The organism is Candidatus Zixiibacteriota bacterium (assembly GCA_035574315.1).
GTDB lineage: Bacteria > Desulfobacterota > Binatia > UBA9968 > UBA9968 > DATLYW01.
Genome location: DATLYW010000049.1, coordinates 17,817 through 40,672, shown reverse-complemented (window position 1 = coordinate 40,672; position 22,856 = coordinate 17,817). Strand labels below are relative to the sequence as shown.

20 protein-coding genes and 1 pseudogene are annotated in these 22,856 nt (G+C 67.3%); 15 read left to right on the top strand and 6 right to left on the bottom strand.

Annotated elements, in window-relative coordinates:
• Genes VNN77_18575 through VNN77_18535 form a run of 9 tightly spaced genes read left to right on the top strand, consistent with a single transcriptional unit; the run spans position 1 to position 9,439 of the window.
• Entirely contained in the window at positions 1-933 is a 933-nt protein-coding gene (locus tag VNN77_18575) for a glycosyltransferase family 2 protein (protein ID HXG53407.1), read from the top strand.
• Positions 933-1,859, top strand: a complete 927-nt coding sequence (locus tag VNN77_18570) for a glycosyltransferase (GenBank protein HXG53406.1) — start codon at positions 933-935, stop codon at positions 1,857-1,859. Before VNN77_18575 ends, VNN77_18570 begins: the two co-directional genes overlap by 1 nt.
• 7 nt (positions 1,860-1,866) lie before the next feature.
• On the top strand, positions 1,867-2,778 hold the full coding sequence (locus tag VNN77_18565) for a glycosyltransferase (GenBank protein ID HXG53405.1): 912 nt from the start codon (positions 1,867-1,869) through the stop codon (positions 2,776-2,778).
• Positions 2,779-2,821: 43 nt separating this feature from the next.
• A complete protein-coding gene (locus VNN77_18560; protein ID HXG53404.1) occupies positions 2,822-3,631 on the top strand; it encodes a glycosyltransferase family 2 protein in 810 nt (269 codons plus the stop codon).
• Positions 3,612-4,730: a glycosyltransferase family 4 protein gene (locus tag VNN77_18555; protein ID HXG53403.1), complete on the top strand. Its 1,119-nt coding sequence runs from the start codon at positions 3,612-3,614 to the stop codon at positions 4,728-4,730. Before VNN77_18560 ends, VNN77_18555 begins: the two co-directional genes overlap by 20 nt.
• Positions 4,727-5,737 (top strand): D-glycero-beta-D-manno-heptose-7-phosphate kinase, encoded by a 1,011-nt coding sequence (gene rfaE1, locus VNN77_18550; GenBank protein ID HXG53402.1) that lies wholly within the window; start codon positions 4,727-4,729, stop codon positions 5,735-5,737. Before VNN77_18555 ends, rfaE1 begins: the two co-directional genes overlap by 4 nt.
• Positions 5,734-6,588 (top strand): YicC/YloC family endoribonuclease, encoded by an 855-nt coding sequence (locus VNN77_18545; protein ID HXG53401.1) that lies wholly within the window; start codon positions 5,734-5,736, stop codon positions 6,586-6,588. Before rfaE1 ends, VNN77_18545 begins: the two co-directional genes overlap by 4 nt.
• Positions 6,585-7,229, top strand: a complete 645-nt coding sequence (gene gmk, locus VNN77_18540; GenBank protein HXG53400.1) for a guanylate kinase — start codon at positions 6,585-6,587, stop codon at positions 7,227-7,229. Before VNN77_18545 ends, gmk begins: the two co-directional genes overlap by 4 nt.
• A gap of 8 nt (positions 7,230-7,237) precedes the next feature.
• Positions 7,238-9,439 (top strand): bifunctional (p)ppGpp synthetase/guanosine-3',5'-bis(diphosphate) 3'-pyrophosphohydrolase, encoded by a 2,202-nt coding sequence (locus tag VNN77_18535; GenBank protein ID HXG53399.1) that lies wholly within the window; start codon positions 7,238-7,240, stop codon positions 9,437-9,439.
• A 218-nt stretch (positions 9,440-9,657) separates the two neighbouring features.
• Here the strand turns inward: VNN77_18535 and rpmB are convergent, their stop codons facing one another.
• Positions 9,658-9,849 (bottom strand): 50S ribosomal protein L28, encoded by a 192-nt coding sequence (rpmB, locus tag VNN77_18530; GenBank protein ID HXG53398.1) that lies wholly within the window; start codon positions 9,847-9,849, stop codon positions 9,658-9,660.
• Between the two features lie 2 nt (positions 9,850-9,851).
• On the bottom strand, positions 9,852-10,322 hold the full coding sequence (gene rfaE2 / locus VNN77_18525) for a D-glycero-beta-D-manno-heptose 1-phosphate adenylyltransferase (protein ID HXG53397.1): 471 nt from the start codon (positions 10,320-10,322) through the stop codon (positions 9,852-9,854).
• 133 nt (positions 10,323-10,455) lie between these two features.
• Here rfaE2 and VNN77_18520 point away from each other — a divergent pair, with 133 nt between their 5' ends.
• Positions 10,456-11,892 (top strand): UbiD family decarboxylase, encoded by a 1,437-nt coding sequence (locus tag VNN77_18520; protein ID HXG53396.1) that lies wholly within the window; start codon positions 10,456-10,458, stop codon positions 11,890-11,892.
• A 16-nt stretch (positions 11,893-11,908) separates the two neighbouring features.
• Here the strand turns inward: VNN77_18520 and VNN77_18515 are convergent, their stop codons facing one another.
• Entirely contained in the window at positions 11,909-12,706 is a 798-nt protein-coding gene (locus VNN77_18515; protein ID HXG53395.1) for a bifunctional nuclease domain-containing protein, read from the bottom strand.
• A gap of 331 nt (positions 12,707-13,037) precedes the next feature.
• Here VNN77_18515 and mutL point away from each other — a divergent pair, with 331 nt between their 5' ends.
• The 3 genes from mutL to VNN77_18500 all read left to right on the top strand — a co-directional run bounded on the left by mutL (position 13,038) and on the right by VNN77_18500 (position 17,192).
• A complete protein-coding gene (gene mutL / locus VNN77_18510) occupies positions 13,038-14,780 on the top strand; it encodes a DNA mismatch repair endonuclease MutL (GenBank protein HXG53394.1) in 1,743 nt (580 codons plus the stop codon).
• 73 nt (positions 14,781-14,853) lie between these two features.
• Positions 14,854-15,804, top strand: a complete 951-nt coding sequence (miaA, locus tag VNN77_18505; protein ID HXG53393.1) for a tRNA (adenosine(37)-N6)-dimethylallyltransferase MiaA — start codon at positions 14,854-14,856, stop codon at positions 15,802-15,804.
• Complete coding sequence (locus VNN77_18500; protein ID HXG53392.1) at positions 15,801-17,192, top strand: M20/M25/M40 family metallo-hydrolase; 1,392 nt, start codon at positions 15,801-15,803, stop codon at positions 17,190-17,192. The genes miaA and VNN77_18500 overlap by 4 nt, the downstream gene beginning before the upstream one ends.
• 306 nt (positions 17,193-17,498) lie before the next feature.
• Here the strand turns inward: VNN77_18500 and VNN77_18495 are convergent.
• A pseudogene (locus tag VNN77_18495) lies at positions 17,499-18,446 on the bottom strand (GTP-binding protein).
• 92 nt (positions 18,447-18,538) lie between these two features.
• Between VNN77_18495 and VNN77_18490 the strand changes: the two are divergent.
• Both VNN77_18490 and VNN77_18485 read left to right on the top strand, forming a co-directional pair.
• Complete coding sequence (locus VNN77_18490; GenBank protein HXG53391.1) at positions 18,539-19,288, top strand: SDR family NAD(P)-dependent oxidoreductase; 750 nt, start codon at positions 18,539-18,541, stop codon at positions 19,286-19,288.
• 34 nt (positions 19,289-19,322) lie between these two features.
• Positions 19,323-19,958 carry an O-methyltransferase gene (locus VNN77_18485; protein ID HXG53390.1) on the top strand — a complete coding sequence of 212 codons (636 nt, stop codon included), beginning with the start codon at positions 19,323-19,325 and terminating at the stop codon, positions 19,956-19,958.
• Here the strand turns inward: VNN77_18485 and murJ are convergent.
• Both murJ and VNN77_18475 read right to left on the bottom strand, forming a co-directional pair.
• Entirely contained in the window at positions 19,955-21,586 is a 1,632-nt protein-coding gene (gene murJ / locus VNN77_18480; GenBank protein HXG53389.1) for a murein biosynthesis integral membrane protein MurJ, read from the bottom strand. The two genes, VNN77_18485 and murJ, sit on opposite strands and share 4 nt — an antisense overlap.
• 273 nt (positions 21,587-21,859) lie before the next feature.
• Positions 21,860-22,750 (bottom strand): RluA family pseudouridine synthase, encoded by an 891-nt coding sequence (locus tag VNN77_18475; protein HXG53388.1) that lies wholly within the window; start codon positions 22,748-22,750, stop codon positions 21,860-21,862.
• Positions 22,751-22,856: the final 106 nt, after the last annotated feature.

Here is a 22,856-nt window from a genome sequence, read left to right as displayed (position 1 = left end):
GTGACCGCTCGGCCGGACGTCAGCGTCATCATCCCGACGCGCAATCGCGCCCGCAGCCTGGAGCGGCTGCTCGCCAGCATCGGGGCCTTGCGAGAGGCGGATCCACCGCGGGCGGAGTTTCTTTTCGTCGACAACGGCTCGACGGACGGGACCGGCGCTTTGCTGCAGCGGGAGGCGCGCAGGGAGGCGCGCTTCAGGATGAAGGTGATCGAGGAGCCGCGCCCGGGCAAGTCCAACGCGCTCAACCGCGGCCTGGCGGAGGCCGAGGGCGGGATCGTGATCCTGATCGACGACGACGTCGTGGTCGACCCGGCGTGGCTGGTGAGCCATTGGCAGTTCCACCTCGCTTCGGGTTTCGCCGTGGCCCAGGGGCGCGTGCTTGCCGGAACCGATCCGCAAGGCCGGCCCGCGGACCCGGCCCGCCTGCGCGAGTACAACATCCCGATCGTGGACTACGGTCCGGAGGCGCGCGAGATTCGCGGCTTTACCGGAACCAACGTCTCGCTGGACCGCAGGGTCGTCGAGGTCGTGGGAAAATTCAACCCGTGGCTCGGACCCGGGGCATCGGGGTACAGCGAGGATACTGAATATTCACGCCGCATCCGCGCGGCGGGGTTCAGGATCGGCTACGCGCCCGGCGCCGTGGTCTTCCACGAGCTGGACCCGGAGCGCTACGGCCGCGCTTATCACCGCCTCACGGAGTACCGCAAGGGCCTGAGCAGGAGCCTGTATCGCCGGGAATCCCTGTGGCTGCGGATCCTTCCGGACCTCGCCGTGAACTGCATGCGCTACGGCGTTTACAGGGCGCTCGGCCGCGTTCAGAAGGCGTACAGGACGGAAGGCCGGATCATGAAGCGATTGGGGGAGCTTCACGGCCGGTGGCGCGGCGCAGGGAGCCGCGGCCCTTCGGGCGAAGGAGAGGCGAAGAGGTAATGGAGTCGGCGGTGCAGACGGTGGGGGAATCGCCGCGGGTTTCGGTGGTGATCGCCACCTACAATCGCGCGCCTTTCTTGCCGGAAACGCTGGAGGGCGTGCTCCGGCAGACGTTTAAGGATTACGAGGTGATCGTGGTCGACGACGGCTCGACGGACGATACGCGCCGGATCGTGGAGTCCTGCGGCGCGAAGGTCCGTTACGTCTATCAGGACAATCGCGGGGCGTCGGCGGCTCGCAATCTCGGGGTGCGGCTTGCGCGAGCGCCGTGGATCGCCATCCAGGACTCGGACGACGTGCCCCTGCCGGACCATCTGCAGACCCTCTACCGCTACGCCGAGAGCCGTCCCGACTGCGGCCTGGTTTTCGCGAACGGCGGCTACCTGGGCGGGCCGCAGCACCGGCGGGAGACGATCATCCCGCCGCGCAAGTCGCGGCGGTTGGCGCGGCGCGGAGTGGCGGTGGACGACCTTTTCGAGAAGAGCATTATCCGGCTCCAGGCGTCGCTGATTCGCAAGGATTGCTACGAGGCGGTGGGGGGACACGACGAGACGCTGCGCATCTGCGGCGATCTCGACCTGTTTTTCCGGCTGCTGGCGCGTTTCCCGGCGGGTTACGTGGATCGCGTCGTCTTTCTGTACCGCCGCCACCCGGGCAACATGACGCGCAACGAAGAGCTGAGGCTGGTGGAAAACATCCGAGTGCTGGAGCGGCTGGTGTCCGATTTTCCCGAAACCGCGGCGGCCCTCGGCCGCCGACGCATCGCGCGCCGGCTCGCCTACCGTCATTACCGCCTGGCCAAGGGGCGCTGGCGGCGGCACGAGCGGGCGGCGGCGAGCGAGGCGTTGCGACGGGCGATCAGCCTTCGCCCGTACGCGATGAAGTACTGGCTCTATCTGTTGCTCTGGGCGGCGGCCGGCCGGTGAAGAGCGCATGGATTTCAGCGTCATCATAGCCGCCTTCGAGCGTCCGGCCTCTCTCGAGAGACTGCTGGCCAGCATCGAGCGCCATTTCGCAGGAGCGGGCGTCTCTTACGAGGTGATCGTGGCGAACAACGCGCGCGACCGCAGCGTCTCCGAACGCATCGACGCGGTGGTGCGTGAGTTCAGCGGCCGCGACGGTCGGGTGTTTCGAGCCGTGCGGGAGCCAGCTCCGGGCAAGTGCCGCGCGCAGAACCGGGCGATCGCCGACGCGGGCGGATCGATCCTGGCGTTTTTCGACGACGACGTGGAGGTGACAGCCGAGTGGCTGCCGGCGGCGACGGAGTTTTTCCGCGACACCGATTTCGATGCCATGCAGGGGCCGATCCTGGTGCCGCCGGAGGTGGCGGGGAACGCCGAGTTCCAGCGCAGCTATCAGAGGTTTCGAACGATCGACTTCCTGCAGTATCCGTCCGAAACGAGGGAAATCGACACGCTGACCGGAGCGAACATGGCGATCCGGCGCGAGGCTTTCGCGCGGTGCGGGCTGTTCAACGAGGCGCTCGGACCGGGCCGCTCGGGCATCTCCGAGGACGTCGAGTTCGCCGGGCGCCTGATCGCATGCGGCGGGCGGATCGGCTACGAGCCCCGGGCCGCCGTATATCACGAGGTGGACTGGAATCGATTCACCGAAGCCTTCTTCCGCAAGCGCCACGAGCAACAGGGGGTGAGCCGGTTCCTCTACAAGCGGCAATCCCTGGCCGCGATCATCGGCAACATGCTGCGGTCCGTCATGGCCTTCGGCTGGTACGCGCTCTGGCGCAACGAGAGAAGGCAGTATCGGGCCAAGGGGCGCTATTTCCATTACCGGGCGATGCTCCGGGAGAAGATGAAGGCTCTCAGGGTCGGGCCCGCCGGCGGGTAAGCGGCGGTTTGCATTTGGCTCCCCCAGTCCCTATTTTCGCTTCATGACCGGCTCTTCTTCGGGCGCGAGGCCCGCCCCGGCGGTTTCCGCGATCGTGGTCTGCTTCAACGAGGAAGACAACATCGCGGAGTGCCTGGAAAGCGTTCGCTGGTGCGACGAAATCGTCGTCGTGGATTCCTTCAGTACGGACCGGACCGTCGAAATCTGCCGGCGCTACACCGACAAGGTGATCCAGAGGCCGTGGTCGGGCTACCGCAACCAAAAGGCCTTCGCCCATTCTCAGGCGACCGGCGAATGGGTGCTCATGATCGACGCCGACGAACGCGTTTCGCCCGAGCTCAAGTCCGAGATCCAGGAGGCGCTGCGCCACGGGGCCGACGGCGTGGCGGCGTTCTCGGTGCCACGGCTGGTTTTTTACCTCGGCCGCTGGTGGCGCCGCGGCGGCTGGTACCCGGACTACGACGTCCGCCTGTTTCGCCGCGCGCGCGCCAGGTGGGAGGGCAGGGATCCGCACGAGAAGATCGTCGTCGACGGCAGGGTGAAGCGGCTCAAGAATCCGCTCTTCCATTTCACGTATCGCGACATGAGCGATCACGTGGAAACGATCAACCGCTTTACCTCGGTTGCCGCGCGCGAGCTTGCCGCGGAAGGAACGCGCTGGCGGCTCACGGACGCCCTGTTTCGACCGGCCTTCCGGTTCTTCCGCTTCTACGTTCTGAAGCGCGGCTTCCTGGAGGGGTTCGCGGGTTTCTACGTGGCGCTGACGGCGGCCGTTTACGTTTTCCTGAAGTATGCTAAGTTGTGGGAGCTGGAGCTGGAGGAGAAGAGCAAAGGTGACCGGAACCGGTCGTAACCGGTTGCTGAGCGTGTTGCATGTCGATCCGGAACGCGATTGGGGCGGTGGAGAGGTTCAGGTGCTGGGCCTGGCTCGCTACCTGGCGGGTCGGGGCCATCGCTGTCACGTCTTGACGCATCCTCAAGGTTTTCTGTTCGACCGTTGCCGCAGTGCGGGGTTGCCTGTGCTGCCGCTGGTGGCCCGCAACGATCTCGACCTGCGGGCCGCAATGAAGATGCGCCGGCTCGTCCGCGGCGGAAACTATGATATCGTCCATTTTCATACGAAGCGGGCCCACGCGCTCGGCATCTGGCTGCCGGCGGGGCCGAAGTACGTCGTGACCCGCAGGATGGATTACCCGGAGCCTGACAACTGGTACACGCGGCACCTCTACAATCGAACGGTGGACGGGGTGGTGGCGATATCGAGCGCCGTGGCGGTGGTGCTCGAGCGCGGCGGCGTCCGGCGCGAAGCGATCCGGCTGATTCCGAGCGGCGTCGACGCGGAACGTTTTCGAGCGGCGCGCGCGAGATTCGTTCGCCCGGGGGATCCACCGGTGGTCGGGACCGCGGCCGTCCTGGAAGAGCGAAAAGGCCATCGATTCCTGCTCGAGGCGGCGGCGTTGTTGAAAGAGCGCGGGATGCCGGTGAAGGTCCGGCTTGCGGGAGACGGAGCGCTGCGCCGGGAGCTGGAGCGCTCGGCGGCCCGGCTCGGTCTGGATCGGGACGTGGAGTTTTCCGGTTTCGTCGACGACGTGGCGCGGTTTCTCGCAGAGATCGACGTCTTCGTGCTGCCGTCGCTGGCAGAGGGGCTCGGGGTGTCGGTCCTGGAAGCGATGGCCGCGGCGAAGCCCGTGGTGGCCAGCCGCGTCGGCGGCTTGGCGGACCTGGTCGTGGACCGGGTGACGGGCGCGCTGGTGCCGCCGGGCGACGTGCGAGCGCTGGCCGATGCGGTCGAGCGACTGGCGCGCGACCGCGAGCTGGCGGCGGCGATGGGCAGACGGGGAGCGGAGCGCGTGGAGCGGGAGTTCACGATGGAGCGCATGGCGGAAAAGAACGAGATCTATTATTACGACCTGATCGAAGAGGCGGCTGAGAGCCGGAGCGCGCGGGGATGAGGCGGTCGAATAGCCTGGACGAGCGTCGACGCTTGAGCCAGATCACCGACGGGTTTCGCCGCATCAACCTTCTGGTGGTCGGCGACCTGATGCTCGACCGGTTCATCTGGGGCGACGTGGAGCGAATCTCTCCGGAAGCGCCGGTGCCCGTTCTGCGGGTCACCTCGGAAAGCATTCAGCTCGGCGGCGCCGCCAACGTGGTCCACAACATCCGGACGCTCGGCGGGCAGGTCACCGCCTGCGGCGCCGTGGGCAGGGACGGGCCGGGAAAGAAGCTTCTCCAGGACCTCCGGCGGATCGGCGTTTCCACGGACGGGGTTTTCACCGACGAAGGCTACCAGAGCATCCAGAAGACCCGGATCATCGCCCGACCGAGGCATCAGCAGATCGTCAGGCTCGACCGCGAAAGCCGCGCGCCGATGCGCGAGCCGACGCTGAAGAAGATCCGCGACTACGTGCTGCGCCACCACCGCCGCTACGACGGGATCGTCGTCTCGGATTACGGCAAGGGGGTGATTCACCGCGAGCTGCTCGAGCGGCTGGCCGATCTGGCGGGCCGCGACGGCAGGCCGGTGGTCATCGATCCCAAAAAGGAGAACTACGGCCGCTACCGTGGGGCGACGCTGATCACGCCGAACAAGGAAGAGGCGAGCGGTGCGGCCGGCATCCCGATCCGCGACGAGAGCTCGTTGATAGAGGCGGGCCGGCGGCTGGTGCGGCTGTGGCGGGCCAAGGCGGTGCTGATCACGCGGGGGCCCGAGGGCATGAGCCTGTTCCGCCCGCGGCGGACGGCGGCCCACTTTCCGACCCAGCCGAAGGAGATCTTCGACGTGACCGGCGCGGGCGACACCGTCGTCGCCGTGTGTGGGCTCGCGCTCGCGGGAGGCGCGAGCTACGAGGACGCCGCGGTGCTCGCCAACCTGGCGGCCGGCCTGGTGGGCGACGAGGTGGGCACGGTCGCGGTCCGGGCGGACGCGCTCAAGCGGGCGATCGGGGAAACATTATGAAAAGCATGACGGGCTACGGCGAGGCTTCGAGCGAGCATCGCGGAACGAAGATCACGGTCCAGGTGCGCAGCCTCAATCACCGGCATCTGGATCTGCAGCTGCGCGTGCCGCGGGAGTATCTCTCGTTCGAGGAGGAGATCCGCAAGCTGATCCGTGACCGCGTACACCGCGGCCGGGTCGACGTGTTCGTCAACCGCGCCCCGGTGCGCGGGCGCACGCGGCGGTTGCTGCTGGACGAGGACCTGCTCGGCCAGTACCTGGCGTCGATCCAGAAGGCGAAGAAGCGCTTCAAGCTCGCCGGGCAGCCGGAGCTGTCGCTGCTTTCGACGCTCCCCGATCTGTTTCGCGTGGAGGAGGTCGATGCCAGAGCGGCGGCGGAAAAGCGAGGCCTGTTTCGCTGTCTCGGTCTCGCGCTGCGCCGGCTCGACCAGGCGCGCGGCCGGGAGGGGCGAGAGCTCCAGGCCGACATGCGGTCGCAGCTCGTGCATTTGCGCCGGATCGCCGCCGATCTCGAGGCCAGGGCGGCGGCCGCGGCCGCGCGGCTGCAACGGATCCCCGGAGAGGCCAACGGAGGGGCGCTGGAGAGCGAGGCGGGCGAGACGGCGGGCCCCGCCCCCAAGGGCGACGTCAACGAGGAAATCGTGCGGCTGAAGAGCCACATCGCCGCCCTTTTCGACGTGCTCCGCGAGCGTGAGCCGGTGGGCAAGAAGATCGATTTCATGCTCCAGGAGATCCAGCGGGAGCTGAACACGATCGGCTCCAAGCAGCCGCAGCTCCCTATCGTGCAGCTCGTGCTTCAGGGGAAGGAGCGGGTGGAGAAAATCCGGGAGCAATCCCAGAACGTGGAGTGAAAAAACTGGACAAGTCTGCCGCCAAAGGCCGCGAAGGCATCGTCTTCATCGTATCGGCGCCCTCGGGGACGGGAAAAAGTACCGTGATCGGCAAGCTGCTTTCGTTGCTGCCCGACATCCGTCTGTCCGTGTCGTGCACGACGCGGGCCCGGCGCGGATCGGAGGTCGACGGGCGCGAATACCATTTCGTCACGCCGCGGCAGTTCGCCGCGATGCGCGCGCGGGGGGCGTTCGCCGAATGGGCGAAGGTCCACGGATTCTTTTACGGAACCCCGAGGGCGCCGCTCGACCGCTCCATCGCGCGGGGAGTCGACGTGCTGCTCGACATCGATGTCCAGGGCGCCCGCAAGATCAAGCGGAGGTACCCCCGCGCGGTTTCGATCTTTCTCCTGCCCCCGTCCTGGAAGGAACTGGAGCGGCGCCTGGCCCGGCGCGGGACGGAGGGCCGGGAGACGATCCGGCGCCGGCTCGCCAACGCCCGGCGTGAAATTCGCGAGCTGATGCGCTACGATTATTACGTCGTCAACGACAACGTGCGCAAGGCGGTGGGGCTGTTGCGGGCGATCGTCCTGGCGGAAAGGCAGAAGACCGCGCGCCTGCGCGGGCGCGGCGCCCGGGCTCGGGGGCTGCCGGCGCCGTAGGCCGAGCGATGAACATCAACGATCTCGTCGAAAAGGTCCAGTCGTACCATCCCGCGGCGAACGTGGAGCTGATCCGCCGGGCGTACGATTTTTCGGCGAGGGTGCACACGGGCCAGAAGAGGCTTTCCGGGGAACCCTTCCTCACCCATCCGCTCGCCGTCGCGGGCATCATCGCGGACCTCAAAATGGACGAGCCCAGCATCGCGAGCGGGCTCCTGCACGATACCGTCGAGGACACCCTCACCACGGTCGACGAGATCAAGGGGCTGTTCGGCCGCGAAGTCGCGGCTCTGGTGGACGGGGTCACCAAGCTGAGCCGCGCCAACTTCACCAGCCGCGAGGAGAAGCAGGCGGAGAACTTCCGCAAGATGCTGCTCGCCATGGGCAAGGACGTGCGGGTGATCCTGATCAAGCTCGCCGACCGGGTCCACAACATGCGCACGCTCGACCACCTTCCTCCGGACAAGCAGATCCTCACCGCGCAGGAGACGCTGGACATCTACGCGCCGCTCGCGCACCGCGTGGGGATCGCCTGGATCAAGAGCGAGCTGGAGGATCTGGCGCTCAAGTATCTCCACCCGGAGATCTACTACCAGCTCAAGCGCAACGTCGCCAAGAAGAAGGCGGACCGCGAGAAGTACATCGCGGAAGTGATCTCGGTCCTGCAGCGCAAGCTCGAGTCGGAGGGGATCGAGGCCGAGGTCAGCGGCCGGCCGAAGCACTTCTACAGCATCTACCAGAAGATGGAGAGCCAGAATCTGCTCTACGACCAGATCTACGATCTCGTCGCCTTCCGGGTTCTGGTCGACACCCAGCGGGAATGCTACGAGGCTCTCGGCGTGATCCATTCGATGTGGCGGCCGGTTCCGGGGCGGTTCAAGGACTACATCGCGCTGCCGAAGCCGAACATGTACCAGTCGCTCCACACCAGCGTGATCGGCCCCTACGGCGAACGGATGGAGATCCAGATTCGCACGCACGAGATGCATCGCGTCGCCGAGGAGGGAGTGGCGGCGCACTGGCGCTACAAGGAGGGGGAGGACTTCCGGGTGAGCGAGGGACAGCGGTTCGCCTGGCTACGTCAGCTGCTCGAGTGGCAGCAGAACCTTCAGGACCCGCAGGAATTCCTCCACAGCCTCAAGGAGGACCTCTTCCCGGACGAGATCTACGTTTTCACGCCCAAAGGCGACCTCTTGAATTTTCCCAAGGGGTCGACCGTCATCGATTTCGCCTACCGCATTCACTCGGACATCGGCATGCATTGCTCCGGGGCGCGGGTCAACGGCCAGCTCGTGCCGCCCAAGTACATCCTGCGCAGCGGCGATACCGTCGAGATCATCACCACTCCCAACCAGGTGCCGAGCCGCGACTGGCTGAAGCTCGTGAAGACGCCGCGGGCGAAGGCGAAGATCCGGAGCTGGCTCAAGTCCCAGCAACGCGAGCGCAGCCTCGCTCTGGGACGGGAGATCCTCGAAAGCGACCTGCACCGCCACGGGCTGGACTACGCGGCGCTCAGGCGGGAGGGAAAAATCGAATGGCTCGCCGGGGAGTTCGGCCTCAGGGACGAGGAAGCGCTGCTCGCCGCCCTGGGCTACGGCAAGATCACGTCGCGCCACGTCCTGGCGAAGCTCGTGCCTCCGGAAAAGCTCGACGCCGCCTACAAGCGCACCGAGGGGTCGCTCGAGCGGCTGTTCCGCCTCGTTTCGACCAAGCGCAAGAGCCACGGAATCCGGGTCAAGGGAGTCAACGACGTGCTGGTTCGCTTCGCCCTCTGCTGCCACCCGCTTCCCGGCGAGCGGATCGTCGGCTTCATCACGCGCGGCCGGGGCGTGACCGTGCACACCGTCGATTGTTCGACGGTGCTGGAGAGCGACCCGCATCGCAAGATCGAGGTGAGCTGGGAAGAGGGCGTTCAGTCGCTCAGGCCGGTGAAGATCGAGGTCTCCTGCGTGGATCGCCCGGGCCTGCTGGCCGCCATCAGCGCGGCGATCACCAGCGCCGAGGCCAATATCGCCCGCGCGCAGGTGCGGACGTTCTCCGGGGAGAAGGCGATCAACACCTTCGAGGTGATGATCCGGGACTCCGAGCACCTCAAGCAGGTGCTCGGCAACGTCTCGAAGGTCAAAGGGGTTTACCGGGCGGTGCGGGGCCGTGGCCGGGCGGTGTCGGCCGCCGAGCGCGATACCGGTCTGAAGGAAGAAGCGAGATGAGAGAGCCGTTCAGGCCTTCAAGCGGTTCGAGCCGTTCGGCCCTCGCTACGGTCCGACCGGCTGAACGGAGCCCGGCGGTTCCCGAAGGACTCCTTCAAGGCTTTTCTTGAGCCGACGGCAGCGCAAAACCGTCGAGAATCTCCTCGACCGCGGGTTCCAACGGCACGGTTTGAACGGCTTGAACGGAGCGCAGCGGTTGAACGGCTCGAACTATTTATTCAAGCCACCTTCTCCACCCGTCCGGAGTGGATGCAGTCGGTGCAGACCAGGGCGCGCTTGACTCTCCCTTCGAATCGGGCGCGGACGCGCTGCAGGTTGGGGCGCCAGGCTCTCTTGGTCTTGTTGTTGGCGTGGCTGACGTTGTATCCGATGGAGCGGCCCTTGCCGCAAATCGCGCAAACTCTCGCCATGATCAGCTCCGTATCCTCGCTATGATCTCGCTGGTCGAAAACCCCTTCAGGTAGGGAACGACGCACACGGTGCCGCCGTCCCCGATCACGATGTCCGCTCCCACGATCTCCGACTCGGCCCAGTCGCCTCCCTTTACGAGCACGTCGGGGCGAACCGCGGCGATCACGTCGTACGGATCGGGAGCATCGAAGAGGACGACATAATCTACCATCTCCAGAGCGGCAATCAACTCGAGCCGCTCCTCCTCGGACAAGATCGGCCGGCCGGGTCCCTTCAGCCCGCGAACCGAGCGGTCGCTGTTGACGCCCACGACCAGAAGGTCCCCGCGGGCCTTGGCTTCGCGCAGCACGTGGAGGTGGCCCCGGTGCAGCAGATCGAAGCATCCGTTGGTGAAGACGACCTTCCGGCCCGCGGCCCTGGCCGCCGCGACGGCCTCGCAGAGACGCGGAAGATCGACGATTTTCTCTCGCACTCGGATTGGCTACCACGGGCCGGCGGCGATTTCAACGAACGCGCCGTCGTCTTGACCCTCCGGGGAAATTCCGTTAAGGTCCAACCGATCCCGACGCTTTTGCCGGCGGCGATCCAGGAAGGAGCACCGACCGATGGAATATCAGGACCTCAGAGAGTGGATCCAGATCGCGGAAGAGATGGGCGAGCTGAAGACGCTCACGAACTGCGACTGGAATCTGGAGATCGGCGCGATCACCGAGCTGGTCCACCACAAGGAAGACGGCCCCGCGGTCCTGTTCGACGAGATCAAGGGCTATCCCAAGGGCTATCGGGTCCTGTCCAACTCGCTGGCGTCGCGGAAGCGTCTGGCGCTCACGCTCGGGCTCCCTCCGGGCGATACGAAGATGGACTTCGTCCGGATCTGGAAGGAACACTACAAGAAGATCAAGCCGATCCCGCCCAGGTTCGTGACCAAGAGCCCGCTCTTCGAGAACGTCTACCGGGAGGGCGAGATCGATCTGCTGAAGTTTCCCACGCCGCTGTGGCACGACAAGGACGGCGGCCGCTACATCGGCACCGGCAGCGTGGACATCACGCGCGATCCCGACGAGGGGTGGGTCAACTACGGCACCTATCGGGTCATGATCCACGACAAGGACACGGTCGGCTTTTACATCTCGCCGGGCAAGCACGGCCGCATCCACCGCGAAAAGTATTCGAGCACCGGCCGGCCGTGCAAGGTCGCCATGTCCTTCGGCCACGATCCGCTGATCTTCCTCGGCGGCAGCATCGAGGTCCCCTACGGAGTCTCGGAGTTCGAGTTCATCGGCGGCGTCCGGGGCGAGCCGCTGGAAATGATCGAAGGAGAATACTCGGGCCTGCCGATTCCGGCAAACGCGGAGATCGTGATCGAGGGCGACGCGATCTTCGATCAGCCGCGCAGCGAGGGGCCGTTCGGCGAGTGGACCGGCTACTACGCGAGCGACGAGCGGCCGGAGCCGATCGTCAAGGTCAAGCGGCTTTATCATCGCAACGACCCGATCATCCTGGGGTCGCCTCCGGGCAGGCCGCCCGCGGAGCTGGGCTGGTACCGCTCCTACCTGCGTTCCGCCCTGATCTGGGACGAGATGGAAAAGGCGGGCGTGCCCGATGTCAAAGGGGTGTGGCTGACCGTTTCCGGCGGCAGCCGGTTGATGCTGATCGTTTCGATCAAGCAGCGCTACCCGGGTCACGCGAAGCAGGCGGCGCTCGTCGCCTCGCAGTGCCACGCCGGCGCCTATCTGGGACGCTTCGTGGTGGTGGTCGACGACGACATCGATCCGTCGAACACGGACGACGTGATCTGGGCGATGGCCACCCGCTGCGATCCGGCCGAGGACATCGACATCATCCGCCGCTGCTGGAGCGGGCCGCTCGATCCGATTGTCCCCAAGGGCAAGAAGGGCTTCAACTCGCGGGCGATCATCGACGCGACGCGGCCGTACGAGTGGATGAAGGATTTTCCGGCCGTGGCGGAGTCGAGCCGCGAGGTCCTGGACGCGACGGCGAAAAAGTGGGGCGCGGTGCTCTTCGGCAACGGCAAGAAATAGCCGGTTCCGGCGGCGGTCAGGAGGGCAGGTCCACGACGATGAGCGTGGGCTTGCCCTTTTTTATTACCTCGAACCGGATGCGAGCCGGGGGCTTTTGACGCAGCAGGAAGGCTTCGAGGTCCGTCACGTTGTCGATCTTCGTCCCGTTGGCGCGGGTGATGACGTCGCCCCGCTGCAGCCCGGCGGCCATCGCCGGTCCCCCCGCCTCGACGTCGGACACCAGAACGCCGCGGGCGTCCGGCGCGTTGAGGAGCGAGGCCAGCTCGGTCGTTAGATTCTGCCCCTGGAAGCGGAGCCGCTTCTGCAACGACTCGGGTTGATCGCCGGAGCCCGGGACCGGCTGGGCCTGAGCGAGCACGCGCCGCGAAGCGTAGATCGGCGCCTTCATCCTGAGCGCGACGGCGATGGCGTCGCTCGGCCGCGAGTCGATCTGCAGGTCCTGGCGCTGGAAACGAAGCGACAGAATGGCGTAGTAAGTGCCGTTCTTGATCTCGGTGATGGTCACGCGCTGCAGCGTCGCTCCCAGGGCGCGGAGCAGGTTGCGGATCAGATCGTGAGTGAGCGGGCGCGGCGGCCCGATGTGCTCGAGCTCCATCGCGATCGCGCGCGCTTCGGCCACGTCGATCCAGATCGGCAGGAGCTGTTTTTCCGCCACCGTTTCCAGCACCACGACCGGGGTCTGGGATCGCGGATCGACCAGCAAGGTCTTGATCTTCGCTTCGACGGCGTCCGCGTCCTGCGCCGCGCGGGGCGCAGGCGGGATCAGTAGCGAGAAGAGCAACGGCAAGGTGGAGACGGCGATCGTGATTCGCATAGAGCCCCCGGGCGAATGGAATTATTGGCGAGTTCGTAAATACGTAGACATCCCATCATGGCGGCGGGTGGCGGAGACCTTCCGGGGCGCCGCGGTTCAACTGCTCACGGGTCCAGTGGTTCGCCCAAAGGCCTGAAACCGGGAACGGGAAGCCGTCCACTGTCGTTATCCCGGGTCTCGGCCATCTTCCGATGCACGCCCGGCTACCCACGGGCTTTCGAGCGGGAACCGAGGAGTAGCTTAGGGCTTCTCGGCGCGATGTTCAACGACGCCTTTTTCTTGACCGGGGAATTGGCGGTGGGCTAATGTCTGACGCGAAGGGCGCGAGCGCTTGAAGATCCAGATTCTTTCGGCCGACATGGCCAGCCGCATCGCCGCGGGCGAGGTCGTCGAGCGGCCCGCGTCGGTGGTCAAGGAGCTGATCGAGAACGCTCTCGACGCGGGCGCCACCGAGATTTCGGTCTGGGCCGAAGCGAGCGGGGTCGGGCTTTTGCGCGTGGTCGATAACGGCGAGGGCATGGAGCCCGACGATCTCAGCCTCGCCGTGGAGCGCCACTCGACGAGCAAGCTGCGGGACGAGGAGGGGCTCACGCGGATCGCGACGCTGGGGTTTCGCGGCGAGGCGCTGCCGAGCATTGCGTCGGTTTCCCGCGTAGAGATCGTTTCGCGCAGCCGCGGGAGCGAGGCTGCGTACCGCCTGCGGGTGGAAGGGGGGAAGAAAAGCGAGCCTGTCGTGGCGGCGGCGCCTGCGGGGACCTCGGTGGAGGTGCGCGACCTCTTCTTCAACACGCCGGCGCGGCGGAAATTTCTCAAGGCGCCGGCGACCGAGCTGGGCCACATCGCCGATGTGGTCAACCGCATGGCGCTGGCATACCCCGCAGTGCACTTCCGGCTGTTTCACGGCGGCTCGCTCCTGGCCGACTACGTGGCGGTGGCGACGGAAAAGGAGCGGCTGCGTCAGGTCTGGGGCGACGAGATCGCGGCGGGGATGGCGCCGTTCGCGTCGGCCCGCGGCGCCCGCGCGGTCCGGGGATTTATCAGCACCGCGCCGGCGTCCTTTCCGAACGCACGCTACATGATGACCTTCGTCAACCGCCGCTACGTCCGCGACAGGGTGCTCACGCACGCCGTGCTCCACGGCTACCGGACGCTGTTGATGAAGGGGCGCTATCCCGCCGCTCTGGTCTTCCTGGAGATTCCCCTCGAAGAGGTCGACGTGAACGTGCACCCGGCGAAGATCGAGGTGCGGTTTCGGCGCCAGGCCGAGGTCCACGAGGTCGTGGCCGGCGCCGTTGAAGACGGCCTGCGGCGGGAAGCGAAAAAGCCCGCCGCGGCGGCAGGCGCGCCGCAGGCCTTTCCCGCGGTCGCGGAAACGGCGCTCCCGTATGTCGGCAGCCGGCCGCCGCATCCGGGCGCCAGGGATTCCCGGGTCGCGGAAACGGCTCCCCGCGAGGCGGAGCAGGAGAGAGGCGGAGCATCGGAGCGGGGTTTTTTCGGCTCGATGACGATTCTCGGGCAGGTTCTCGGCTGCTACGTCGTCTGCGCTTCGAGCCGCGGGCTTGCGCTGATCGACCAGCACGCGGCGCACGAGCGGGTTGTGTTCGAGAGGCTTCGCCGCCAGTGGAAGGAAGGCGCCGTCGAAAAGCAGAGCCTGCTCGTTCCCCAGACGCTCGAGCTGCCGGCGGGCGAAGGCACCTTGCTCGAGCGCGCCGTTCCGGAATTGAGCCGACTCGGCTTCGATCTCGAGCCGTTCGGGCCGGGAGGCTACGCCATCCACGCCGTGCCGGCGCTGTTGCCGGAGGGCGACTACCGAGAGGTCGTTCGGAGCATGGTCGCCGAGCTGGCCGAGGTGGAGGCTTCGGCTGCGCCCGCCGGAGAGATCGAGGAGCGGCTGGCGAGCCTCGCCTGCCACGGCGTGATCCGCGCCCACCGCAAGCTCGAGACGGCGGAAATCCGGGCGTTGCTCGACGCTCTGGACGGGATCGATTTCGCCACCCAGTGCCCGCACGGGCGTCCCGTGGTGCTCGAGCTGGGCCGCGAGGAACTGGACAAGATGTTCAAGCGCCGGTTGTGATATCGTTCTTAAGCATGTTGTATAAAACGGATTTGAGTCTCTCGGGATGGCGGAACGGGGTAGCGGTGGAGGAATGAAGCCGAGGATCGCCGTCATCCTGGGGCCCACCGCCGTCGGCAAGAGCGAGGTCGCCTTTCGCGTCGCGTGTGCGCTCGGCGCCGAGATCGTCAACGCCGATTCGCAGCAGGTCTATCGCTACCTCGACGTGGGCACCGACAAGCCGCCGGAGGAGCGGCGCCGCGCCGTGCCGCACCATCTGATCGACGTCGTCGATCCCGACGAAGAGTTCAGCGCAGCGCGCTACCGGGACCTGGCGGCAGCGGCGATCGAGGAGATCCATGGCCGGCGCAGGCCGGTCGTGGTTTGCGGCGGAACCGGCCTCTACATCAAGGCGCTGACGCGAGGACTTTTCCGGCCCGGAGCCCAGGACCCGGCGCGGCGGGCGCGGCTGGCCGCCGAGGCGGAGGAATCGGGCAGCGCGCCTCTCCACGAGCGGCTGCGGCGCGTGGACCCGCGTGCGGCGGCGCGCATCCATCCGAACGACGCGCGCCGCGTGATCCGCGCCCTCGAGGTCTTCGAGACCACGGGCAGGCCGATCAGCGAGTGGCAGTCGCGCCACGCCTTCGGGGATGCGGTTTACGAGGTTCTGGAGATCGGCCTCGAGCGCGACCGAAAAGAGCTTTACCAGCGCATCGATCGGCGTTGCGCCCGCATGATCGAGCTGGGGCTCGTCGACGAGATCCGGGAGCTTCGATCGAGAGGTTACAGCCTCGGGTTGAGGTCGCTCAACAGCGTCGGATACCGGCACATGGGGTGGGTGGTCGCCGGAACGATGGCGTTCGCCGAGGCTTTCGAGCTGATGAAGCGCGATACGCGCCGGCTGGCCAAGCGGCAGCTCACGTGGTTTCGCGGCGACCGCGACGTCGTCTGGTTCCACCCCGAGCGCGACGCGGAGACGATCGAGCGCAAGATCCGCGATTTTCTGTCGGGCGCGCCGGCGGGGCGCTCTCGGGAGGCTGTATGAGGCCGCTTTTCGGCGCGGCTCTTCTTGCGGTCGCTTCCTGCTGGGCTCCGCTGGGCGCGGGCGCCGTCGAGGACTGGGGCACCGTCGAAGCCCGCGCGGTGGCGCTCCTCGGGCGCTACCTCCGGATCGACACTTCGAATCCGCCGGGCAACGAGATCCTGGCCGCGCGCTTCTTCAAGGAGATCTTCGACGGCGAAGGGATCGAGGCGAAGGTGATCGAGAGCGCGCCCGGCCGCGGCAACGTCTACGCCCGCCTTCCGGGCAGGGGCGCGAAGCCCGCGGTCGTGCTCCTGAATCACATGGACGTCGTACCGGCGGACCCGGGCTCGTGGAAAGAACCGCCGTTCTCCGGCGCGGTCAGGGACGGTTACATGTGGGGGCGGGGCGCGCTGGACATGAAAGGACCGGCGATCCTCCAGCTCTTTGCGCTCCTGGAGCTCAAGCGGCGCGGCGTGCCGCTCGCCGCCGACCTCGTCTTTCTCGGAACCGCCGACGAGGAGGCGGGGGGAGCGCTCGGGCTCGGCCATTTACTCGAGGCGGAGCCCGGGCTGTTCGCCGGCGTCGGCCTGGTGCTGAGCGAAGGAGGCGGCATCCGGGTCGGGCGGGACGGACGCCCGCGCCAGTTCAACGTACGGGTGGCCGAAAAAGCGCCGCTCTGGTTGCGGCTCATCGCCAGGGGAGCCCCGGGCCACGGCGCCTCGCCGGGACGCGACTCCGCGGTGGCAAGCCTCATCCGCGCGCTCGGACGGCTGGCGGAATACCGGCCGCCGATCAGGGTCCTTCCCGAGGTGCAGAAGTTCTATGCGGACACCGCGGCTGCGGCGCCGCCGGAGCGGCGGGAGCGCTACCGCGACCTGCGAAAGGCGCTCCAGGATCCCGAGTTCGCCCGGGAGTTCACGCGCGACCCGCGCGACGCCGGTGCCGTGCGCAACACGATCGCGATCACGCGGCTGCATGCTTCCGACAAGATCAACGTGGTGCCGGCGCGCGCCTGGGCGGAGCTCGACGTGCGGCTGCTTCCCGGAGAAAATCCCGAAGCCTTCATCGCGGAGCTCCGGCGCGTGATCGCCGACGACTCGATCGCGATCGAGGTTCTGCTGTCGTTTCCGCCGGCGCGCTCGCCCGGCCATCCCGAAGCGTTTCGGGTGCTGGGCGCGATGGCGCGGCGCGCTGGCGTCCCGCTTCTCTCGCCGCTCGGGCGGGGTTTCACCGACTGCCGTTTCTTCCGCGAGAGGAACGTTCCGTGTCTCGGGTTCGTTCCGCTGGCGCAGTCCCCGGCCAGCGAAGGGCTCGCCCACGGCGTCGACGAGCGCATTTCGCTCGATGCTTTTCGCTCCGGGCTGCGGGCGATGTTCGAACTCGTGCGGGAGCTGGCCGTTACGCCCTGAGCCTCAGCAGCAGGGGAGGGGATTCTCGATCAGGTTGTAGACGTGGTCGAAGGTGACCTCGTTGATGCGCGCGAGGATCTTGAAGACGCGCGGCGGCTCGCCCTTGAGAAAGACGAGGATGGCGGTCTCCACCGGCGGGCATCCGGCCTTGACGCAGGGAACCTCCTTGATCACGATCGGCGCGTCGGGCGGAAAGCCGAGGATCGTCTGCACCCAGTAGCGGATCTGGTCGAGGGTGAAGGGCGAGACGTCCTGCTTGCGGCCGAACGGGTCGACGTCGGCGGCGGAGCCGCCGTTGCCGGTCGAGACGCACTGCTCGAATCCCGTGCGGATCTTCTCGGGGTCGAGGTTGCGGCCGATGAAGACCAGGCGGTTGAGCCGCTCCTCGCCGGGCTCCCAGGGGCGGCCGGGCCTTCCCTCGAACAGCAGGTGAACGCCCTGAAAGACGAACTGGTCGGCGTCGTTGCGCAGATTGAGGATGCCCTTCATGCGCAGGATCTGCGGCCCGAACTCGGCGAGCAGCTCGCGGAACCACCGGCTGACCTTGAGGCCGTCGAGGTCGCCCGGCATGACGATCGAAACCGTCGAGATGTCCTCGGTGTGGCCGTGGCGGTGGTCGTGCTGCCGCACCCTGTCCTCGAGAACCGCGCTGCGCAGGTCGAGGATCTTGTCGATCTCGACCTCGGCGTTGCGCGTCTGGTAGATGCGCGCGGCGCCGTTCAGGTTGCGGATCTTGAACTCGAGCTCCTGGAGGTCCTCGGGATTGATCAGGTCGAGCTTGTTGAGCAGCACCAGGTCGGCGAACGCGATCTGCTCGCGCGCCTCCACCGAATGATCGAGCTGCTGCCAGATGTGCTTGGAATCGACGACGGTGACCACGCCGTTCAGCTCGAACTGCGAGCGGATGCGCTCGTCGACGAAAAAGGTCTGCACCACCGGCGCGGGGTCGGCGAGCCCCGTGGTCTCGATCATGAGGGTGTCGAACTTCGCGCGGTGCTCGGAGAGCTGGAACAGGCTGCGCAGCAGGTCGCCGCGCACGGTGCAGCAGATGCAGCCGTTGCTCATCTCGACGATCTCCTGCTCCGAGGAGAGGAGCAGGTGGTGGTCGATGCCGACTTCGCCGAACTCGTTGACGATCACCGCGACCCGGCGGCCGTGATCGGCGGTGAGGATGCGGTTGAGGAGCGTGGTCTTGCCGGCGCCGAGGAATCCGGTCAGCACCGTCACCGGCACTCTTTCGCTGGGGTCGCGCATCGAAGGCGGGGCCATTGCAACGGTGCTGTAAAAACTAACAGCGGAATGGTATTCAGTCAACCGCGAGCCGCGCGGAGCGCGGGGGAGGGACGATGAAGCTCGGCGGCAAGGTGGCTTTCGTTTCGGGATTCGGATCGGGGCTGGGGCGCGCGATCGCGGTGTTGTTCGCGCGCGAGGGCGCGGCCGTCATCGGCACCTCGACGACCGGGAGGAAGGGCCGGGAGACGCTGGCGGAGATCGAGCGGGCAGGCGGGCGGGCGTGGTTCGGCGCTGGCGACGTGAGCGACTTGCGGCGGATGGAGCAGGTGATGGCGGAGGGCGTGCGACGCTTCGGCGGCCTCGACATCCTCGTGAACAGTGCCGGCGTCCGCACCAACGGGAGCATCGTCGAGATCACGGAGGAGCAGTGGGACCGCACGATCGCGGTCAACCTCAAGGGGGTCTTCGTCCTCTCGCGCCTGGCGGTGCCCGAGATGATCAAACGGGGCGGCGGCGTGATCCTCAACATCGGCGCCCGCTCGGGAATCGCCGGGCAGGCGGGGCGCGCTGCCTATTGCGCCTCGAAGGGAGGAATGATTACGCTAACCGAGGCGATGGCGATGGATTTCGCGCGGCACCGGATCCGGGTGAACTGCATCTGCCCGGGCCCGACCCGGACGCCGATGGTCGACACCTCGACGCCGGAGCGGCTGGCGCGCTACCGGGAGCGGGTGCCGCTCGGCCGGATCGGGGAGCCGGAGGACGTGGCGCACGCGGCCCTCTACCTGGCGTCGGACGAAGCCTCGATGGTGACGGCGGCGATTCTTCCGGTGGACGGCGGCATGCGGCTGACCGGGGCGTAGCCGGCGGCGCCTGCGCCGGGCAAGGGACCACGCTATGATCGAACTGAGGCCGTTTGGCATCGAGCAGTACGCGGAGCGCCATTCCAAGCCGATGTCGGCTTTCCACGAGAAGCTCTGGCTCGAAACCTATCGCCGGACCGAGAACGCCGCGCTGCTGGTCGGGCCGCTCGAGGGAATGTTCCTGAAGACGCTGGCGTTGATGACGGGGGCGCGGCGCATCCTCGAGATCGGCACGTTCACCGGCTACAGCGCGCTCGCCTTCGCCGAGGCGCTGCCGAAGAGCGGCCGGATCGTCACCTGCGAGATCGACCCGGAGCTGGCGGCGATCGCGAAGCGCTACTTCGCGGAGAGCCCCCACGGCGACAAGATCGAGGTGCGGGTGGGTCCGGCGCTGGAATCGCTGAAGCGCATCGAGGGGCCCTTCGACCTCTGCTTCATCGACGCCGACAAGATCAACTACGGCGCCTACTACGACGCCTGCATGGAGCGGCTGCGTCCCAAGGGGCTGATCGTTCTCGACAACATGCTCAGGGACGGCAAGGTCCTCCACCCCTCCGACCCGGCGACGGCCGCGATCGACAACCTGAACAAGCGGATCCGCAACGACCCGCGCGTCGCCAACGTGCTCCTGCCCGTGCGCGACGGGATGATGCTGGCGGTGAAGCTCTAGAGCCGCACGCCGGCGCGGGCGAGCCAGCGTCGCGCCGCGGCGGCCGAGTCGCGCAGCTCCTCGACGCCGAGGCAGCGGCCGGCCGCGTAGAAGACGGCGGCGCCGAGCGGGACGGCGACGCCCACCTGCGCGAGGCGCAGCGCGATGCCGCGCAGCGGAAGGCCGGCGCAGAGCGCGCTCGCACCCCACGCGGCCCCGGCCATCGCGGCCGAGGCCGCGGCGATTCGCGCCACGCTTGCGGCAAGTCGCCGCCCCTCCAGGCCGCCGATCCGGCGTCGCATCAGCAGCGCGAGCATGAGGAAGTTCGCGAGCGCCACTCCCGAGGTCGAGAACGCCAGCCCGACGTGGCCGAACGGTTGCACGAGGAGCGAGTTCAAGCCGTAGTTGATCGCGATCGAGATCAGGCTGACGATCATCGGCGTGCGGGCATCCTGGAGGGCGTAGAAAGCGGGCGAGAGCACCTTGATGGCGGCGTATCCGGCGAGGCCGGCGGAGTAGGCGGCGAGAGCGTTCGCCGTCTGCGCCGTGTCGAAGGCGGTGAAGCGGCCGTGCTCGAAGATGAGCGCGATGATCGGCCGGCCGAGGACCGCCAGGCCGACAGCCGACGGAATGCACCAGAGAAAGACCAGCCCCAGGGCGTGGGCGAGCGTCGCGCGGAACTCCGCCGGATCCTGACGTACCGCCAGACGCGAGAGCGGCGGCAGGGCGGCGGTCGCGACCGCGACGCCGAAGACGCCGATAGGGAGCTGCATGAAGCGGAAGGCGTAGTTCAACCAGGAGACCGGCCCGTTCGCGACCGCGCCCGTTTGAGGATCGATGATCGCCGAGGCGAAGTTGGTGTTGACGAAGACGTTGATCTGGACGGCGGCGGTCCCGAGGACCGCCGGGCCCATCAAGCGCAGCACCTGCCGCACGCCGGGGTCGGCCCACGCGAGCATGGGCCGGTAGCTGAAGCCGACGCGCACCAGGCTCGGCCACTGCACCGCGAACTGGAGAAAGCCGCCGACCAGGGTGCCGAACGCCATGCCCTCGATCGGAGCGAGACCGAGCACGGGACCGAGGGAGAAGCCGAGCAGGAGGCCGCCCGCGATCGACCCGATGTTGAAGAAAGCAGAAGCGAGCGCGGGAATGCCGAAGACGTTTTTCGCGTTGAGGACTCCCATGGCCTGCGCCGACCAGGCAACGAGCATCAGGAAGGGGATCATGATGCGCGTGAGCCGGACGGTCAGCTCCGCCTTGCCCGGAATCTCGAAGAAACCGGGAGCGAGGGCGCGCACGAGCTGGGGCGTGAAGAACCAGGCGACGATCGAGATCGCGCCGATGACGATCGTCGCCAGCGTGGCGACGCGATTGGAGAGCCGGATCGCCTCGGCGTCGCCTCGCGTCGCCAGCCGCTGGGAGAAGACGGTGACGAATGCGGAGGAGAGGGCGCCCTCGGCGAAAAGGTCGCGCAGCAGATTGGGGACGCGGAAGGCGGTGAGGAAGGCGTCGTAGTGCAGGCCGGCGCCGAAAAAGATCGCGAAGACCTGGTCGCGCACCAACCCCAGAAGCCGGCTCGCCATCACCGCCAGGCTCACGAGGCCGGCGTTGCCGGCGATCTCCGAGGCTTTGGAGCGCGAGGAATCCATGGACGCGGCTTGATGGTGAGCTCGTAACTAAGTGGACATCGTATCGTGGCGGCTCGCGGCCCGGACCTTGCGAGTCGCCGCGGTTCAATCGTTCACAGGTCCGACGGTTCGCTCAAAAACCCGGAAACCGGGGACCGCAGGCTGCTACCGTCCCCAGGTCGGTCCCGGCTCGCTTTCGACCGATGTTCAAGCTGCCCATGAGCTCCTTGAGCGGCCTGCAATCACCGTCTCGTAGCACAGATTGGAGTCGGCGTCAGCAGAGACGCGCCTGGCTCATGAGCCTTCGGCGGCGAGCGCGTCGACGACGCTCTGGAGGTCCGGCGGCAGCGGAGCCGTCCAGCGGCGGCGCCTGCCCTTGTGCTCGAGCGCAACCGCGGAGGCGTGGAGAAACTGCCGGTCGAGCCGGTAGGCTTTGCGAAAGCGCCGGTTGAAGGCGAAGTCGCCGTGCTGGCGGTCCATGACGACGGGATGTCCCAGCGCGGCGAAGTGAAGCCGGATCTGGTGCATCCTTCCGGTCTCGATGCGGGCGCGGACCAGCGTCGTGTCCCGGAACCGGCGCTCGACCCGGTAGAACGTGGCGGCGCGGACCATGCGCCCGTCCCGCCCGGGAAGCGGAAAGTCGATCGTGCCCCGGTTCTCGGGCAGCCGGCCGGCGACCAGGCAGAGGTACTCCTTTTCGACCTCCCGACGCTCGAACGCCTCTTTCAGGCGCTCTGCCGTCGCTTCGTCCTTGGCGACCAGCAGCACGCCCGACGTCTCGCGGTCGAGCCGGTGGACGAGCCGCGGGACGATCCCCCGGGCCCGGTAGCGGGCCTCGAGCATGCCGAGGAGCGATTCCCGTTTCAGAACGGTCCTGCCCTCGTGAACCGCGAGGCCGGGCGGCTTGTCGATCACGAGCAGGGAGTCGTCCTCGAAGATGACGGGAAGAGGGGCCGCCGGGGCCGAGGCGGGCGTTTTGGAACCGGGCTTTTCCTCGAAGGGAATGTAGATCTCGATCCGGTCGCCGGGCTCGACCATATCGCCGGCGCGCGCCCTTCGGCCGTTCACCCGCACGCCGTGCTTGCGCAACAGCTTGCGCACGTAGCCGATCGGGAAGCGCCGCTTGAGGAAGTTCTCAAGGGTTTTCGGAGCTTCTCCTGCGGGAAAGAGGATCTGTTCGCTCACCGGTGCTGCGTCCGAAAGTTCAGTTCAGAGGCCGTCCGAGTCGTTCGACCGCTGCGCTCCGTTCAAGCGATGGCGCGCAAAGCGCGGCGGTTCGCGAGGTTCAGGG

What these genes read in the sequence shown, in the direction of transcription:
- VNN77_18570 (HXG53406.1), top strand. Translation starts at nt 933, where the DNA reads ATGGAGTCGGCGGTGCAGACGGTGGGGGAATCGCCGCGGGTTTCGGTG.
- VNN77_18565 (HXG53405.1), top strand. Translation starts at nt 1,867, where the DNA reads ATGGATTTCAGCGTCATCATAGCCGCCTTCGAGCGTCCGGCCTCTCTC.
- VNN77_18560 (HXG53404.1), top strand. Translation starts at nt 2,822, where the DNA reads ATGACCGGCTCTTCTTCGGGCGCGAGGCCCGCCCCGGCGGTTTCCGCG.
- rfaE1 (HXG53402.1), top strand. Translation starts at nt 4,727, where the DNA reads ATGAGGCGGTCGAATAGCCTGGACGAGCGTCGACGCTTGAGCCAGATC.
- VNN77_18545 (HXG53401.1), top strand. Translation starts at nt 5,734, where the DNA reads ATGAAAAGCATGACGGGCTACGGCGAGGCTTCGAGCGAGCATCGCGGA.
- VNN77_18535 (HXG53399.1), top strand. Translation starts at nt 7,238, where the DNA reads ATGAACATCAACGATCTCGTCGAAAAGGTCCAGTCGTACCATCCCGCG.
- rpmB (HXG53398.1), bottom strand. Translation starts at nt 9,849, where the DNA reads ATGGCGAGAGTTTGCGCGATTTGCGGCAAGGGCCGCTCCATCGGATAC.
- VNN77_18520 (HXG53396.1), top strand. Translation starts at nt 10,456, where the DNA reads ATGGAATATCAGGACCTCAGAGAGTGGATCCAGATCGCGGAAGAGATG.
- VNN77_18515 (HXG53395.1), bottom strand. Translation starts at nt 12,706, where the DNA reads ATGCGAATCACGATCGCCGTCTCCACCTTGCCGTTGCTCTTCTCGCTA.
- miaA (HXG53393.1), top strand. Translation starts at nt 14,854, where the DNA reads ATGAAGCCGAGGATCGCCGTCATCCTGGGGCCCACCGCCGTCGGCAAG.
- VNN77_18500 (HXG53392.1), top strand. Translation starts at nt 15,801, where the DNA reads ATGAGGCCGCTTTTCGGCGCGGCTCTTCTTGCGGTCGCTTCCTGCTGG.
- VNN77_18490 (HXG53391.1), top strand. Translation starts at nt 18,539, where the DNA reads ATGAAGCTCGGCGGCAAGGTGGCTTTCGTTTCGGGATTCGGATCGGGG.
- VNN77_18485 (HXG53390.1), top strand. Translation starts at nt 19,323, where the DNA reads ATGATCGAACTGAGGCCGTTTGGCATCGAGCAGTACGCGGAGCGCCAT.
- murJ (HXG53389.1), bottom strand. Translation starts at nt 21,586, where the DNA reads ATGGATTCCTCGCGCTCCAAAGCCTCGGAGATCGCCGGCAACGCCGGC.